The organism is Nocardia aurantia (assembly GCF_009604425.1).
GTDB classification, from domain to species: Bacteria; Actinomycetota; Actinomycetes; order Mycobacteriales; family Mycobacteriaceae; genus Nocardia; species Nocardia aurantia.
In genome coordinates this window covers 365,359-379,193 of the sequence record NZ_WEGI01000008.1, presented here as the reverse complement: position 1 = coordinate 379,193, position 13,835 = coordinate 365,359, and the positions used below count along the sequence as shown (strand labels likewise).

18 protein-coding genes and 1 pseudogene are annotated in these 13,835 nt (G+C 67.3%); 7 read left to right on the top strand and 12 right to left on the bottom strand.

All coding sequences use genetic code 11. The features are described from left to right. Positions 1-181: 181 nt before the first annotated feature. The 3 genes from NRB56_RS19895 (at position 182) to NRB56_RS19885 (ending at position 2,595) form a co-directional block, all read left to right on the top strand. Positions 182-520: a hypothetical protein gene (locus NRB56_RS19895; RefSeq protein ID WP_153344298.1), complete on the top strand. Its 339-nt coding sequence runs from the start codon at positions 182-184 to the stop codon at positions 518-520. Beyond that, entirely contained in the window at positions 480-1,655 is a 1,176-nt protein-coding gene (locus NRB56_RS40195) for a hypothetical protein (RefSeq protein WP_153344296.1), read from the top strand. The genes NRB56_RS19895 and NRB56_RS40195 overlap by 41 nt, the downstream gene beginning before the upstream one ends. A 133-nt stretch (positions 1,656-1,788) precedes the next feature. Further along, complete coding sequence (locus NRB56_RS19885) at positions 1,789-2,595, top strand: FadR/GntR family transcriptional regulator (RefSeq protein ID WP_319943247.1); 807 nt, start codon at positions 1,789-1,791, stop codon at positions 2,593-2,595. 17 nt (positions 2,596-2,612) lie between these two features. Here NRB56_RS19885 and NRB56_RS19880 read toward each other — a convergent pair whose 3' ends face one another. The 7 genes from NRB56_RS19880 to NRB56_RS19850 all read right to left on the bottom strand — a co-directional run bounded on the left by NRB56_RS19880 (position 2,613) and on the right by NRB56_RS19850 (position 8,743). Then, on the bottom strand, positions 2,613-3,557 hold the full coding sequence (locus NRB56_RS19880; RefSeq protein ID WP_153344294.1) for an oxygenase MpaB family protein: 945 nt from the start codon (positions 3,555-3,557) through the stop codon (positions 2,613-2,615). Positions 3,558-3,561: 4 nt separating this feature from the next. After that, positions 3,562-4,566: an oxygenase MpaB family protein gene (locus NRB56_RS19875; protein ID WP_319943246.1), complete on the bottom strand. Its 1,005-nt coding sequence runs from the start codon at positions 4,564-4,566 to the stop codon at positions 3,562-3,564. A gap of 266 nt (positions 4,567-4,832) precedes the next feature. Next, positions 4,833-5,924: a DUF3089 domain-containing protein gene (locus NRB56_RS19870; protein ID WP_227838020.1), complete on the bottom strand. Its 1,092-nt coding sequence runs from the start codon at positions 5,922-5,924 to the stop codon at positions 4,833-4,835. Positions 5,925-5,980: 56 nt separating this feature from the next. Further along, the gene (locus NRB56_RS19865) at positions 5,981-6,493 is read right to left on the bottom strand and encodes a hypothetical protein (protein WP_153344292.1); all 513 of its coding nucleotides are present in this window, start codon (positions 6,491-6,493) and stop codon (positions 5,981-5,983) included. A 48-nt stretch (positions 6,494-6,541) separates the two neighbouring features. Further along, positions 6,542-7,111, bottom strand: a complete 570-nt coding sequence (locus tag NRB56_RS19860; protein WP_153344290.1) for a DUF3558 domain-containing protein — start codon at positions 7,109-7,111, stop codon at positions 6,542-6,544. A 214-nt stretch (positions 7,112-7,325) separates the two neighbouring features. Continuing rightward, positions 7,326-8,180: an AraC family transcriptional regulator gene (locus NRB56_RS19855; RefSeq protein ID WP_153344288.1), complete on the bottom strand. Its 855-nt coding sequence runs from the start codon at positions 8,178-8,180 to the stop codon at positions 7,326-7,328. Positions 8,181-8,380: 200 nt separating this feature from the next. Continuing rightward, positions 8,381-8,743, bottom strand: coding sequence for a winged helix-turn-helix transcriptional regulator (locus tag NRB56_RS19850; protein WP_319943245.1), 363 nt, complete (start codon positions 8,741-8,743; stop codon positions 8,381-8,383). A 57-nt stretch (positions 8,744-8,800) separates the two neighbouring features. Between NRB56_RS19850 and NRB56_RS19845 the strand changes: the two genes are divergently transcribed. Together NRB56_RS19845 and NRB56_RS19840 are read left to right on the top strand one after the other, a co-directional pair. Then, positions 8,801-9,181 carry a VOC family protein gene (locus tag NRB56_RS19845; protein ID WP_319943244.1) on the top strand — a complete coding sequence of 127 codons (381 nt, stop codon included), beginning with the start codon at positions 8,801-8,803 and terminating at the stop codon, positions 9,179-9,181. A gap of 203 nt (positions 9,182-9,384) precedes the next feature. Next, complete coding sequence (locus NRB56_RS19840) at positions 9,385-9,948, top strand: hypothetical protein (RefSeq protein ID WP_153344286.1); 564 nt, start codon at positions 9,385-9,387, stop codon at positions 9,946-9,948. Positions 9,949-10,002: 54 nt separating this feature from the next. Here the strand turns inward: NRB56_RS19840 and NRB56_RS19835 are convergent, their stop codons facing one another. Both NRB56_RS19835 and NRB56_RS19830 read right to left on the bottom strand, forming a co-directional pair. Next, positions 10,003-10,392: a PPOX class F420-dependent oxidoreductase gene (locus NRB56_RS19835; RefSeq protein ID WP_153344284.1), complete on the bottom strand. Its 390-nt coding sequence runs from the start codon at positions 10,390-10,392 to the stop codon at positions 10,003-10,005. A gap of 86 nt (positions 10,393-10,478) precedes the next feature. Continuing rightward, positions 10,479-10,850, bottom strand: a complete 372-nt coding sequence (locus NRB56_RS19830; RefSeq protein WP_319943243.1) for a DoxX family protein — start codon at positions 10,848-10,850, stop codon at positions 10,479-10,481. A gap of 147 nt (positions 10,851-10,997) precedes the next feature. On the opposite strand from NRB56_RS19830, the gene NRB56_RS19825 reads away from it, so the two are divergent. Beyond that, positions 10,998-11,732 carry a TetR/AcrR family transcriptional regulator gene (locus NRB56_RS19825; RefSeq protein ID WP_153344282.1) on the top strand — a complete coding sequence of 245 codons (735 nt, stop codon included), beginning with the start codon at positions 10,998-11,000 and terminating at the stop codon, positions 11,730-11,732. A 156-nt stretch (positions 11,733-11,888) separates the two neighbouring features. On the opposite strand, the gene NRB56_RS19820 is transcribed toward NRB56_RS19825, so the two are convergent. The 3 genes and pseudogenes from NRB56_RS19820 to NRB56_RS19810 form a co-directional block, all read right to left on the bottom strand. Then, a complete protein-coding gene (locus NRB56_RS19820; protein ID WP_319943242.1) occupies positions 11,889-12,287 on the bottom strand; it encodes a type II toxin-antitoxin system VapC family toxin in 399 nt (132 codons plus the stop codon). A gap of 95 nt (positions 12,288-12,382) precedes the next feature. Beyond that, positions 12,383-12,538 (bottom strand): annotated as a pseudogene (locus NRB56_RS40190) (type II toxin-antitoxin system Phd/YefM family antitoxin); the annotation flags it as partial. Positions 12,539-12,608: 70 nt separating this feature from the next. Further along, a complete protein-coding gene (locus NRB56_RS19810) occupies positions 12,609-13,259 on the bottom strand; it encodes a TetR/AcrR family transcriptional regulator C-terminal domain-containing protein (RefSeq protein WP_319943241.1) in 651 nt (216 codons plus the stop codon). Positions 13,260-13,360: 101 nt separating this feature from the next. Here NRB56_RS19810 and NRB56_RS19805 point away from each other — a divergent pair, with 101 nt between their 5' ends. Beyond that, positions 13,361-13,816, top strand: a complete 456-nt coding sequence (locus NRB56_RS19805; RefSeq protein ID WP_153344277.1) for an ester cyclase — start codon at positions 13,361-13,363, stop codon at positions 13,814-13,816. Positions 13,817-13,835 lie beyond the last annotated feature (19 nt).

Genomic DNA, 13,835 nt, shown 5'->3' with positions numbered 1-13,835 from the left:
CCGCCATGCTAGGCCGCCCCCCACCGCGCACCCCGACCAGCGGCACGACGAGAGCGCGGGACGGTGACGATCGGGCCGCGCCCCCGATCGCCCCGCCCGGCCCGCCGGTAACCTGGTCGCAGTCCCGAGGTCGCCCCGACACGATGCGAAAGTCCAGGATTCTCGACCGGACGGAGGTCGTATGAGACGCCCGCACCTGATATCCACCACGATCGCGGCCCTCGCCGTAGCGGCCCTGAGCTTCCTGCCCACGGCGCCCTCGACCGCGGACCCGGCCACCGGCGACGCCTGCGATCCGGTGAAGGACAGTTACCAGGTCGACAGCTCCGGACACGGCATGGCCTGCGAACCGTACGCCGACGGCAACCACCACTGGCAGGACGCCGGCGCCGAGAGCACACGCATAGTCCAGCCCGGCGACCCCTGCCCCGGCCCGAACGCCGACGTCGCCACGGGTCCACAAGGCCAGAAAATGGTGTGTGTGGGCGACCCGTCCAACGCGACTTGGAAGGCTGTGTAGGCGCGGCCCGATTCCGGCAGTACCGGCTCGCGGAAAAACGCTCGGCTGGATCCCGGCCATGTCAACCTCGCTTGTCCCGGAAACATGCGGAACGCCTCGGCTGCGGACCCGGAAGTGGTGCACGAGCGCCGACGGAAACGAAGCGGAATCGGCATGGGTCGCGGCGGCGGAGTGGATTCGGCCGAAGGTCGGGCACTTCAGACCGGTGAGCCTTCGCCCGGCCGACGAAACGGCTTTCGATGCCGGAGTGTCACACCGGGCGCCGGTGACCATGGAAGGCGTGCAAGGGGTCTCACTGTTCGAGCTCGCTTGCGCGCTGAACATGTTCGGGCAGCGCGCGGAGTCGCAGGTGGTCGCCGGCCGTGTCCTGGGCGAGATCGTGCACGACTCGCTGGCGAGCCTGGCGCAATTCCGCATGATCGCGAACTCGGGTGTGACCGGTCTGCCGAGAACTTGCTATCCCTATTCGGAGCAAGGAATTTCGGCGTTGTGTGCGCTGACCGATATCGTCGACTCGGAATCGCTGCCGGGGGCGGTCGAAGATATCCGGAGGTTGGGCGCCTGGCTGGAGGCCCGCTCGACCGAAGCATTTCGCGATGCGCATCTGAAGAACCGAATTTGGGTCACGAGCGAGACAGCGGAGGAGTTGGTGGTTCGGCTCTGCACGGCGAGCACGGACGATCTGCGGGCCGAGATCATGGGTTCGGTGGTGGATGTGGACTTCGAATCGACCTGCCGCGATGTGACGCAGTGGGACGATGTCGCACACATCCTGTTCTTCGAGATGAGCGGGTTCGATCCGCTCGTCGCCGAGCGCGATGTGCTCCGCGAATACGAGAAGTGTTGGGGTCCGGTCGGGGACCGCGAGGAGTTGCTGAGGACCGTATTGATGCGAAGTACCCGCGAGGCGTGCCGGCGCTTGTGGTACGCCGACAAGCTACCGCGGACATACCTGCGCCGATATGCGATGGAGAGCACGGACACATTCCTCGACCTCGCTGCCTGGGCAGCCGGGCGCTTGGACGACGTCGATCATCTGGCCCGGCTGCTGGCGTACCTCCGGCAAGCCTTCGAGCATCAGCCGCATACCGTCCCATACCGCAGGTATCCGCACATACCGGCCCTGTTGCCCTAGGCTGGCTGTGGAGCGACCGACGCGATCCGCAAAGATTGCAATACTTGCGAAGATTGGCGTACCGTCCGGAGATGGACTCGAGTGCGGATCGGCTGGGGGCCGGGCGGTTGCGGGCTGTCGGGCGGGTGGGCCGGTGACGGGGCCGCGGCATACGCGGATCACGCAACGGCGGATCGCCGAGGTGGTGGCTGCGGAGTTGCGCGCTCGCATCCTGTCCGACGACAGCGCCGAGCGGTTGCCGCCGCAGGATCAACTGGTGCAGGAGTTCGGGGTCAGTTATCCGTCGGTGCGGGAGGCGTTGCGGATCCTGGAGACCGAGGGGCTGATCACGGTCCGGCGGGGCAATGTCGGTGGGGCGGAAGTGCATCGGCCGGATCCGTCGTCGGCGGCGTACCACCTCGGGCTGGGGTTGCAGGCCGCGCACGTCACTCTCGGCGATCTCGCGGTCGGCCTGCAGATGCTGGAGCCCACCTGTGCCGCCGCGTGCGCGCAGCGCGACGATCGCGCGACGGTCGTCATCCCGGCGCTGGAGGCGAATCTGGACACCTGCGCCGAGCTGATGGGTGAGGGGCTGCCGTTCACGTTGGCGGCGCGTGCTTTTCACGATCTGGTGGTGTCGTTCAATCCGAACGTGACCGTCCGTTACGTGGTCAGCACGCTGGTGGCGCTGTGGTCGGCGCACGAGGAGACATGGGCCGAAATCCTCACGCGCAGTGGTGAATATCCCTCGCCCGTCGATTCGGCGGAATCGCTGGACTGCCATCGGCACATCATCTCCGCGATCGCGGCCGGCGAGGCCGAGGCGGCCGAGCGCCGTTACCGGTCGCACCTGACCGCCACCCAGTCGCTGGTGCTCGACCACTTCGACACCGGGCCGGTGGATGTGTCCTCGGCACAGGTCAGTCAGGCCATCCAGCAGAGCCGGGGGACGCACATCTGACGTGCCGCGGGAACCGATCAGGGGGCCGCGAACGAGTCGAGCAGGACGCTGCGGTAGCGCCGGCGCAGGCGTTCGTAGCGATATCGGTTGTACGCCAGCGGTTCCAGGGTCAGTTTGCGGGGCAACCGGGTCCAGGCCAGCTGTAGCAGCGTCAGGTACACCACGAATTCCAGGCGTTCGGCGGTGGTCCGGCGCACGCCCAGTAGTTCCCGCATTCTCGGGTGGGCCGTGCCGTCGGACAACACAATGGTCGGCCGGGCCAGGTATTTCGCCAGCGGGCGCCAGATCGGGTGCAGCGCGGGCGGAATCAGCAGTGCCGAGGGCGGCGGCGCGAGAAAGTTGCGCCGGGCGAAGCGGAGGAATTCGTTGTCCGCGAGCTCGGTGCCGGCGATCCGGTCGTAGTACGCCTCCATCTCCGCGACCGTGGCGGGCAGTTTGCCACGGCGACTGGGCAATTCGAGGTGGCCCAGTTCGGTGCGCAGCGTGCGGTAGACGACCTCCTTCTCCTCGTCGCCGAGCGGGCGCCCGCAGACGTTCAGATACGCGATGTAGACCACCCGAATGGAACTGACCGCCACCCACATCCACAGGTCCGGGCTCAGCGCGCTGTACCGGGTGTCGGCGAATTCGCCTCGGCCACTGCCCTTCACGTCGGCATGCAGCTTCTTCAGTTCCGCGCGGAACGCCTGCCGGTCGGCGCTGTCGCCGAACGCCATCAGCGCGCCGAAGGCGAAGCTGCGGACGCCGCGGTCGGTGAAGTTCTCGGCGAAACGGCCGGTCCGATCGACCGCCGCGGCGATCTCGCGGTAGGCGACCTGGTCCAGGGCCAGGCCGCCGAACGCGCCGGCCAGCGGTGAGCCGGTGAACCAGCGGACGTCGGCAGCCAGCTTCCGGAGCTCCGGCGACTCTGCGGGATCGGGCGCGAGATCCTCGGCCGGCGCGGACGATTCGGTCGTGGTCATGCCGCTACCTCGACTCCGTCCGGGCCGGCCGCAGCGGTTGCTTCGGCCGCACCCGATACGCGGCGGATTTCAATTCGCGGCGCTGCATGGCCTGGATGCACTCGTGGTGTTTCCGTGCGTGATACGCGAGCGGGAAGTAGGTGAGCCGGTCGGGCAGCACCCGGTAGGCCAACCGGATCGCGGCGAAGACCCGGCGCGTCCGCACCTGCTCCTGCGGAGTGAACTCGATGCCGAGCATCGTGCGGATACGCGGATCCATGGCGGCCACCATGGCGAGATGGATCATCCGCAGCCCCGGCCGCATGGCGCGGGTCAGCACCGCGCGCCGCAGCGGCGAGTATTTCGTCATCGACTCGGGTTCCGGCCGGCCGTGCCGCAATTGATCGACACTGGTCATCGTCGCGGGCCCGGCCACCAGGACGGTCTCGATCATCCGGTCGAAGTAGCTGTCGAACTCCTCGCGGGTCTCCGGGTAGCCCTTCATCGGCACCCGCACCAGCTTGGCGATCCGGCGGTTGTCGCGCAGCAGTTCCTCCTGCTCGGCGACGGTGAATTCCCGGCCCATCAGCAACGGCCCGGCGTTGACGGTGGTGATGTAGGCGGTGGCGATAACCCATTGGTAGGCACCGGGATCCAGCGCGCTGACATGCTTGCCCTCGGCGTTGCGCATGGTCAGCGGCTGGTGCAGGGAGCGCAGTCGCCGCCCCTCCTCCACGGCCTCCAGGCCGCCGTAGGTCCAGCGCAGCACCGAGTCCACCGACCGGATGGCGCGACCGCCGGGATCGGTCCGGGCGATCGAGTAGCGGTCGGTGACGTCGGCGATAACCGGATGCATGCCCTGCATCAGGAAGGCCGCCGCCTCCAGCACCAGATAGGTCCAGTGCCCGACCATTTCGGCGGTCAGCGAGTCCGGCGAGATCAGCTCGACCGGCTCGCCGTCGACGACGATCTCCGGCTCGGGGCCGAGACCGCGTGGCGCGTTCTGGTTTTCGTGCTGTGCGAGAGTCACGGTTCGATGTCCTCCGTAGATGGTGCGATGCGCCGAGTCGGACCGTTCGACTGCCACCCACAAGTTGATGAATGTTCTTGGTTCGCCGCCGACACCTGCCCTCGCTGCCGCCGCCCGAGGTGATAGCTGGATCGCCGTCGAACTCCCTCAGTGTGGCACATATCGCGCCTCTTTGACAGAGAGAACCGGAAACCTTCTCATCTCCTCGGGGCGGCGGCGCCGACCATGATGCGAACCTTCATTCTCGGAGTCGACCAACGCCGGGATCAGCGGTCCCCGGCGTGCCGATCGAGCCAGACCCCGCTCTGGACGGCGACGAGATCCACCAGATCCTGCTGCGCGATGTTCAGGTCGTAGGCGTGCAGGCCCCAGCCGGGCGCGGGAATCGCCGGCAGCGCGCCGGCCAGCAGCCCCTCCGCGACACCGTCGATCACCAGAACGTGCGGACCATCGGTGGTGCAACGGCCGTGATATCCGGAAACGGTGCGCCCGTTCACGATCGCGCGCAACGGGGTCTCGGCGGTGGAGCCCGGCGCGGCGGGATCGGTGCACAGCACCTCGTATCCCGGCCCGTACGGCAGATTCCCACGACTGCCGTAGATATCCGGCTCATCCGGCGACGACCCGAATTTCGCGTCCGCCGGCGGCCGGCCCGCGAACGTCGACCAGGCCAGCACGCAACCGATCTGGTGACCATCGGTGCACGCCGGTACCGACGCGAAATCACCACCGGTCGTCTTCCCCTGCGCGACAAGCACATCGGCGCCGGGGATGATCGCCGATACCAGCAGCCGCTGCTGCGGAGTGCCGTCGATGCGATGACGGATCAACGCCCGCAACATCATCGAACCCTGCGAATGCCCGATCAGCACCACGCCGCGACCGTGGTTGTGGTGAGCGAGGTAGTCGTCCCACGCTGTTTCGAGGCTGTCGTACGCGACATCCAGCGCGGGAGCTCGCCGGGCGCCGGGCGAGTTGAGCAATCCGGCGACGGTGCTCTGCCGGTAGATCGGGGCCCATACGTTGCAGCGGCCGTCGAACGGCGCCGCCTGATCCGCCGCGGCGGCGCGCTGCTCGGGATCGATGTCCAGATTCGCGTTCTGCGACGGTTGTACCGACACCGTGGGATACACGTAGAAACAGTCGATCGGCGCACCGGTGCCGCCGCCGCACGGGTCATCGGACAGACCGGGCCGGCACAGCCAGACGGTTCCGGTGTCGTCGGCGCCGGCCGGACCGGCGGCGACCAGTCCGCCGGTGATCGTCAGCGCTGCGGCGAGAGCGGCCAGCCGCAGCAGCGCGCGGACGGTTCCGCCGGTCCTCGATCGGGGCGGTTTCCTCGTTTTCTGCACAAACATGGTGGTCAGCATGCCCCGGTCGGCGCCCGGGGTCTTGGAAAAATGTTCCGGGGCGGCTAACGCCACTTCCCTTCCCCCGCCTGCATCGGTCCCTGCAACGCCGCATTCCCGATCGAACTCGGTGGCGTGTTCGCCATCAGTTCGTGGTACCGGTCGGCGAACACCTGATCCGCTTCGATGTACCGCTGCGCGATCACTCTGTGCAATTCCTGCAACGCATCCACGATCTGGTAATGCTGCTCGAGGATGTCGAAAGTGTTGTTGGCCGAGTCTTTGCCCGGGTCGACAATCGCCGCTTTCGAGCGGAACCGATGCACTATGGTCTGCGCCGAAGTGAGGATGCTCTGGTCCTCGCCCAAGCCCCACTTCTTCTGATTACGGATGTTGATCGCGGTCTGCTGAAGCCCTCGGATGGAGTCCTTGAAGGCTTGACAGTCACGTTCGATGTACACAAACTCTTCAGCGTTGACACGCATATCGCTGTCGAAATCGACCGTCAAGCGACCCTCTCGTGCCTCCGCGATCAGATCCGACAGCGGCCTTGGCGGTGAGCCCTCTTCACCGGCCATACGAGTCAACCCTCAGAGCCGGTGTCGATATCAACGTGAACATCGATGTCACACCGATGCCGGAATCAACGGAACCATCTTGCCTGCAAGCCTTTTCGCGATCTCACAAGTATCCACACTCCCGGTGAGGCGATTCGATGCTGGATTGTTCAGCGAAAGTTCCAAACTTCCGCCCGTCAGCCCGACGTTGAGAAGACATTCGTGCCGGAGATCTACAGCGTCACTGTCGTGATACGTGACGGCCGATCGACCATCGATCGTCAACTCCTCAGCCACTCTGAAACCACCATTCTGGCGAATCATCGACAAGGTGATGTTGGTAACTCGAATCGATGTCGAGTACCCGTCGGACTGAACCCACGTGCACCCTCGCCACTGGGTGCCGCCGTTGCCGTTCGAGTCAGCGTTCTCCTGGCCATGGAGCTGTTCAGAATCCAGCACCGGCTTCAACACACCGGAGCACGGATCGAACCCCGTCGGTGCGGGCGGCAACGCCGTCGACGACACCGTGGTACCGGTCCCGGAGTTCGTCCCCCCACCGTCCGAACACCCGACCACCAAGACCCCCGAAACACCGAGCGCACAAGCGCTCCCGAGCACCCGCCTCCAACCGTTCATGCGAATCCCCCTCGGCATCGGCACTGGGTCGATCGACCGGATCACCGAGGTCGGCCTGCTTCACGCCCCGGATCGGCTGCGGCCGACCCTACTCGCCCGCGCGCGACACCTGCAACCTGCCCGAACGAACATTCACTCCACTTGAATTCCGCACCACGACCACGAGTGCGCGCACCCATCCGACCGCGTTCGACACCAGCCGACAGCGATCCGGTCATCGCCTCCGCGCACGCCCCGGAATCGTGGCAGACCAAGCGACGTCGTCCACCGCGAGCCACGGCGCGCCCGCGACCCCGGCCGGGGTCAACCCGGCGAAGGCCATCGCGTCCCGATGCAGATGCGACTGATCGGCGAACCCGCTCTCCACCGCCACCGCCGCCGCGCTGTGCCCGGCGGCGAGCCGATGCGCCACGTGATCGAAGCGAATCAGATTCGCCGCTCGCTTGGGCGTGAGACCGATCTGCGCACCGAACCTGGCCCACAACCGTTTCCGGCTCCACCCCACCTCGTCCGCCAACCGCTCGACCCGGACCCGCCCTCGATTCGCCACCATCCGCCGCCACACGAACCCGATCTCGGGATCCACCGCCCGCCCCGCCGCGGACCGCCGCGTCAGCACTTCGGCCGCGAGCCCGAACCGCTCGTCCCACGACTTCGCGGCATGCAACCGTTCCTGGATGCGCCCGGCCTCCCGCCCCCACAGATCCTCCAGCGACAACACGGCCCCCGACGAATCCGCGCCGTCCCCCAGCATCGTGTGCGCCACCACCGGCGACAGCCGGATCTGCAGGCAATCGGCCTCCCGCCCGCACTCCGCGCGCAGCGTGCCGGGCGCGAGCCCGACCACCGCGCTCCCCCGCCGGGAAGCGCCCCCGGCATCGAGAATCAGTCCGGCGGAACCGAAGTCGATGAACACGGTGAGCGCCGGATACGGCACCATCCGCATCTCGACCGAGTGATCCGCCCGCCCACGGAATCCCGCCATGCTGACGCCCGCCGGACTCCCCCACGCGGGCACCGCGACCTGAACCTCCGCCGCGACACCGGGAATCGCCACCACCGCTCGCATATCGCCATGCTACGAGTGGCAAGTCGGGTCGGTCACGCTCCGGTGCGGCGAATGATCATGCGGCCGAGCACTTCTGCTCCGGCCCGCCGCTGCCCTCGCAGGACGGTGGAGCGTCGGCGGCCGGGGAAGCGGTGCCCAGGTGTCCGTGCTCGCCGAGCCGATGCCCGCCACGCTCCGACCGGTGCGAAGCGTCATAGGGTTCACTCCGGCCGGTGAGCGGGAGCGGTCAGCAGGCTGTCGAGATGGGTGCGGGACCAGCCGCACAGGCCGTGCACGGTCGCCAGCAGCTGGGTACCGGCCTCGGTGAGGGCGTAGTCGACCCGCGGGTTGGCGGTGTGGTGGTCGTAGCGGGTGAGCACCCCGTTGTGTTCCAGCTCGCGCAGCGTGAGAGTCAGCATCCGGAAACTGATCCCATCGATCGCGCGGTGCAGCTCGCGGAAACGCGTACGGCCCCCGGCGATCTCCTCCAGGACACGCAGGCCCCATTTGGTCGACACCGCGGCGAAAACGCGCAGCGCGATCGCGCGGGCCGCCCGCTCGCCGGGTTCTCCGCTACCGGACACCGCTCACCTTTCTGTGCGTACTGCCGCCGGCGACGGTCGCTCGGTAGCGTCCGGCCGGTGCAGATTCTCAAAACATACGCCCGGCTGTTCGTCGCCGACCTGGACAGTGCGCTACCGCTCTACACGCGGCTGGTGGGCACTCCGCCGGATCTCCGATTCGCCTTCGAGGCGGCGGAACTCGCCGCGATCGGGGATTTCCTGCTGATCGGCGGCCCGCCCGCAGCCGTCGACAAGTACCGAACCACAGCGGGTCCGGTGATCGTCGACGACCTCGCCGCCACGATCACCGAATTGTCCGAGGCCGGCGCGACCCTGCACGCCGAACCGGTCGCCGTCCCGACCGGCACGGTCGCCTACCTGCGACATCCCGACGGCGCCGACGTCGAGTACGTGCAGTGGACCGAGGAAGTGCGGACCCGGGTACTGGGCCCGGCCTGATCCGTTCACATGGTCGCGCCGGGGCCACCCCCATGCCGCTGCGGCCACCGGTGATCGGCGCGACCCGGCCGGAGGCCCGTAACTCGTTGCGTGTCATGGGATCAGCGTGCCGATCCGGGTCCACGGCAAACCGTTCGTGGTTATCGTGGGTGTGACACCCCAGGTTCGTGGCCGCACCCGCCACCCGATCACATCGAAGCCGGATGACCGCACTCGACGAACTGACGAAACTGCTCCCGCCGCCGGAACGGCGACCGGCGCCCGACTACGACTGGCCCGCAATCGAAGCCGAGACCGGCACCGCACTGCCGCACGACTACAAGTGCCTGGTCGAGACCTACGGGCCGGTGCGATTCTCGGCGAACCTGCGCCTGTGCACCCCACACGGCGGGCTCGATCTGGCCTGCTGGACGGCGCTGACCCGCGAACTGCTCGGCGACCCGGACTTCCCACCCGAATCCGAGCACGTCCCCGCCGGTTTCGCCCTCGACCCCAGCGCGCTGCAACCCTGGGGCTCGATCACCGGCAACGAATACTGCCTCTGGTACACGGCCGGTCCCGACCCGGACACCTGGCCGGTGATCGTCGGCGGCCCCGCCGTCTGGGGCTTCTACCGCGGCACCGTCACGGAATTCGTCCTCGCCCTGCTGACCCGCACCCTGCCGCACAGCGAATACTTCGACGACATCAGTGAATTCGTCGAGGACCACGGCGCCTACTGCGTGATCGACCGGGACGGAGCACAATCCACGATCCACGCGGCCTGACTCCCGCGAACGGAGGTGGAGCCGTGCGCATCAGATGCTCCTCGAGGATGGGTTTCAGCCCTGGGCCACGACGCGGGTCGGGGTGAGCCGCAGGACGACGCGGTCCTCGCGCGGGGCGGGGAAGGTGGCCGGGTCCTGGCCGTAGCGGCGCACGACGCGGTCGAACAGGGCCAGGTCGGGGTCGGATTCGATCGAGGCGTCCGCGCGGATTTCCAGGGTGCGGAAGGGGTTGGCCGGATCGATGATGAACAGGGTCGCCTTCGGGTGCGCGAGGATGTTCTTGTATTTCTGGCGGCTGGTCATCAGCGAGGTGGCGACGGTGTCGCCGTCGGCGAGGTACCACAGGGCGGTCACTTGGGGTGTGCCGTCGGCGCCGAGTGTGCTCAGGGTCGCGATGTGCGCGCCGTCGAACAGGTCTCGATGGCTGTCGGGAATGGTGTTCATGGATTCCTCTCCGGGAGAATGGGTTTCGGGTCGGTTGCTGATGGCGGGCATGGCCCGGTGGTAGCGGGGTCGGCGAGCTGGGTGGATCAGTAGCTGTAGGGGCCGAAACGTCCCCACGCGACGAACACCGCCGCGGCCAGCAGCACGAGGTTGAACACGATCGCCGGGTACTCCTTGCGGCGGGCATGGGTCACGGCGGCAAGTGCCATGATCACCGCCAGGCCGGTCGCGGCGATCGGGGTCAGGATCGGGGCGATCCCGGTCCAGGCCGGCAGGATCAACCCGAGGCCGCCCAGCAGTTCGGACACGCCGATCAGCCGCACCGTCGGCAGCGAGACGTCCTCGACCCAGGGCAGCTTCCCGCTCAACTTCTCCTTCGGCTGGGTCGACTTCATCACCCCGGCCATCCCGAACATGACGGCCAGCACACCGGCCACGACCCACAACGCGACGTTCACCACGGACTCCTTACACAGGGACAGATCAGCGACACCCGGCCGGGTGTCCGAGCACTCACAGCAGATAAGTGGAACGGGCTTCCCGTTTCGCCTGCCGAGTGTAACAACGTAACTGGGCAGGGTGTTCCACTTGGGTAGGATTCGGCCATGACGACCGCTTCCGACCCCGGCAAATTACCCGCCGACCAGCAGGGCGGCGAGTTGCGCGTGGACGCCGAACGCAATCGCGCCCGCATCGTGGCGGCGGCGCGAGCGCTGTTCGCCCGCGAAGGACTCGGCGTGTCGATGGCCGCGGTCGCCCGCGAAGCCGGCGTCGGCAAGGCGACCCTGTCGCGGCGCTTCGCCACCCGAGCCGAGCTGATCAGCGCGGTGTTCGCCGACCGGATGGACGCCTACGCCCACGCGGTCGACACCGCGCTGGCCGACCCCGACCCCTGGCACGGCTTCGCCGGCTACGTGCACGCGGTGTGCGCGATGCAGGCCGCCGACCGAGGCTTCGCCGACGTCCTGACCATGACCTTCCCGGCCGCCAAAGCCCTCGAGGCCCGCCGGGCCGACGCCTATCACAACTTCCTGGAACTGATCGCCCGCGCCAAGAGCAGCGGCCACCTGGACCCGGAATTCACCGACCAGGACCTGCCCATACTGCTCATGGCCAACGCCGGAGTCATCGCCGCCACCGCCGACGCCGCTCCCGACACCTGGCAACGCCTCGTCGCCTACATGCTCCGCGCCTTCGCAACCCCCGGAACCCGGACGCCCCCACTGCCACCCGCCCCCAACCCCCGCGCTCTCTACCGCGCCATGGTCCGCCTCGGCCGACCGACCCCGACCTTCACCCCGGACAACGACGACACCGCCGACGAGTCCGAAGTGATCTGAGCCCGGCACACCGATGTGACCTCACCCACCCGCCTTCACCGCCGGAACTCCCGGCAGAATCACCATCCTCGCCCCCTGACCGCACATCCCGCGTCGGCCGGTCCCGCCTTTGCGGGTGAACGCATCCGTACTCCGCCTTCGGACGACTCACCCCCGTCAGTGCACCGGATCGTGGACCGGGAACCCCAGCCGTTCGGCCACCTCACTCATGTCCTTGTCATGAGTGACGATGATGAGCTCATCGAGACCGCACCGCAGCGCCGAGGCCAGATGTATAGCGTCCAGCGTGTGAATGTGCGAAATGATCGACTCGGCCTCGTGCAGAACCGCGTGGTCGACCGGGACGGTATAAACATACTCGAGAATTTTGTCCCGGTTCGCTACCGGCAGGTTCTCACGGCGCAGGACTCGGGTGATTTCCGTCCGGAGCAATCTGGAAGAGATCACCCGATCGGCTTCGTCGGCTATGACCCCATCAAACCAAGCCCCAGCCTCGGTGGAATGACCGAGGATGATCCGAAGTGCTACCGAGCTGTCGAGGTAGTAGTCGGTCACCAATCGCCCTTTTCGGACTCGAGCAACTCATCGATCGTAGTAGCGGTCCGAAGTTCATGCCGGGCGATATCCCGAGTCCGCGCATCCCTCGCGACCGATCGGGGCGGGATGAGAGTGGCAGACGACAACGCTGGAACGATGAACGCAACCCTCCGATTGTGCTTCGTCAGTTCATAGACCTCGCCGGCCTCGACATCCGCCACCATATCGGCTGGATTCTGGCGCAACTCACCGACAGAGATCGTCTTCATACGAACCATACTATCGGATTGTCTAGCCATGTCTACTCCATCGCGATTGCAGGACACAACCCAGAGTGCATCAGGCAGGGGCGGCGGCGATTCCGCGGAGCAGGGCGGCGATGCCGAATTCGAAACGGGTGGTGTCGTCGGTGCCGGCGGAGGTGCGGGCGGCGGCGGACAGGAGCGGGAATTCGGTGTCGTCCAACTCGGCGATGTGGGTCTGCGAACCGGTCGCGCCGGCCTCGTTCAGAGGGGTGGTGCTCACCTCGGATGCGACGTGCCCGATCACGAAGAGGGTCAGGGTGTTCAGGGTGTCCAGTGCGCGGCCCAGTGCAAAACCGGCGTCGCACAACAGTTTCAGGCCCTGTTCGACCACGCGCAGGGTTTCCGGGGTGACGGCGGGACGGGTCGCCACCAGCGGTACCACACCGGGGTGCCGCAGCAGGGTGGCCCGCAGGGCCGCGGCGAACTGGGCCAGGGCGATTTCCCAAGGGCCGGAAGCGATTCCGTCGGGAACGGCGCGGGCCATGACGCGCTCGACCAGACCGTCCAGCAGGGCGTCCTTGTTGGGCAGGTAGTGGTAGAGCGTCATCGCCTCGACGCCCAGTTCGGCGCCGAGACGGCGCATCGACAGCGCGGCCACGCCCTCGCGGTCGATGAAGTCCAGAGCGCCGTCGAGCACCTGCGCACGCGACAATCCGGCCCGGCCCGCTCTGGTGCGTTTCGCCACTGCCCACTCCTCCGCTCGTTGACAACTCTTACATCGTAAGTCTACGGTCGCGGTACGGCGAAACTCTTACGTCGTAAGAGATAGAGGGGAAGAGGCAGCGCATGGGCACCGTCATCGAGAACAAGGCCACCGTCGAAGCGTTCTTCGAGACCCTGAACCGCGGCGTCGCCGACGGGTCGGAGCAGTGGGTCGGGTATCTGTCCCCGCGGATCGTCGACCACAACAAGGTCATCTTCGGAGAGGCCGACGAGCCGGGCGCCGCCGTCGACGGGTTCCGGCGGCAACTCGCCGCGTTCGGGCCGACGGACGCGCGAGACAGCGGGATGCTGGTCCAGGATCTGATCGGCGAGGGCGACCGGGTGGTCGCGCGATTGCGGGTGGTGGGCAAGCACATCGGCAGCCATCCCCGCATGCCGGCGCCCACGGGGCGCGACTGCGATGTGGAGCAGATCTGGATCCTCACCGTGGCGGACGGGGTGATCACCGAGATCCGGGCGGTCAGCGATCGGCTGGGGATGTTCCTGCAGTTGGGCTGGGACTGGCCCACCGTCGGCTGACGTCATCGAAAGTCGCTGG

Bases quoted from the DNA above. Each gene is read 5' to 3' on its own strand.
- NRB56_RS19895 (WP_153344298.1), top strand. From the start codon at position 182: ATGAGACGCCCGCACCTGATATCCACCACGATCGCGGCCCTCGCCGTA.
- NRB56_RS19880 (WP_153344294.1), bottom strand. From the start codon at position 3,557: ATGACCACGACCGAATCGTCCGCGCCGGCCGAGGATCTCGCGCCCGAT.
- NRB56_RS19870 (WP_227838020.1), bottom strand. From the start codon at position 5,924: ATGTTTGTGCAGAAAACGAGGAAACCGCCCCGATCGAGGACCGGCGGA.
- NRB56_RS19865 (WP_153344292.1), bottom strand. From the start codon at position 6,493: ATGGCCGGTGAAGAGGGCTCACCGCCAAGGCCGCTGTCGGATCTGATC.
- NRB56_RS19860 (WP_153344290.1), bottom strand. From the start codon at position 7,111: ATGAACGGTTGGAGGCGGGTGCTCGGGAGCGCTTGTGCGCTCGGTGTT.
- NRB56_RS19855 (WP_153344288.1), bottom strand. From the start codon at position 8,180: ATGCGAGCGGTGGTGGCGATTCCCGGTGTCGCGGCGGAGGTTCAGGTC.
- NRB56_RS19840 (WP_153344286.1), top strand. From the start codon at position 9,385: ATGACCGCACTCGACGAACTGACGAAACTGCTCCCGCCGCCGGAACGG.
- NRB56_RS19835 (WP_153344284.1), bottom strand. From the start codon at position 10,392: ATGAACACCATTCCCGACAGCCATCGAGACCTGTTCGACGGCGCGCAC.
- NRB56_RS19825 (WP_153344282.1), top strand. From the start codon at position 10,998: ATGACGACCGCTTCCGACCCCGGCAAATTACCCGCCGACCAGCAGGGC.
- NRB56_RS19805 (WP_153344277.1), top strand. From the start codon at position 13,361: ATGGGCACCGTCATCGAGAACAAGGCCACCGTCGAAGCGTTCTTCGAG.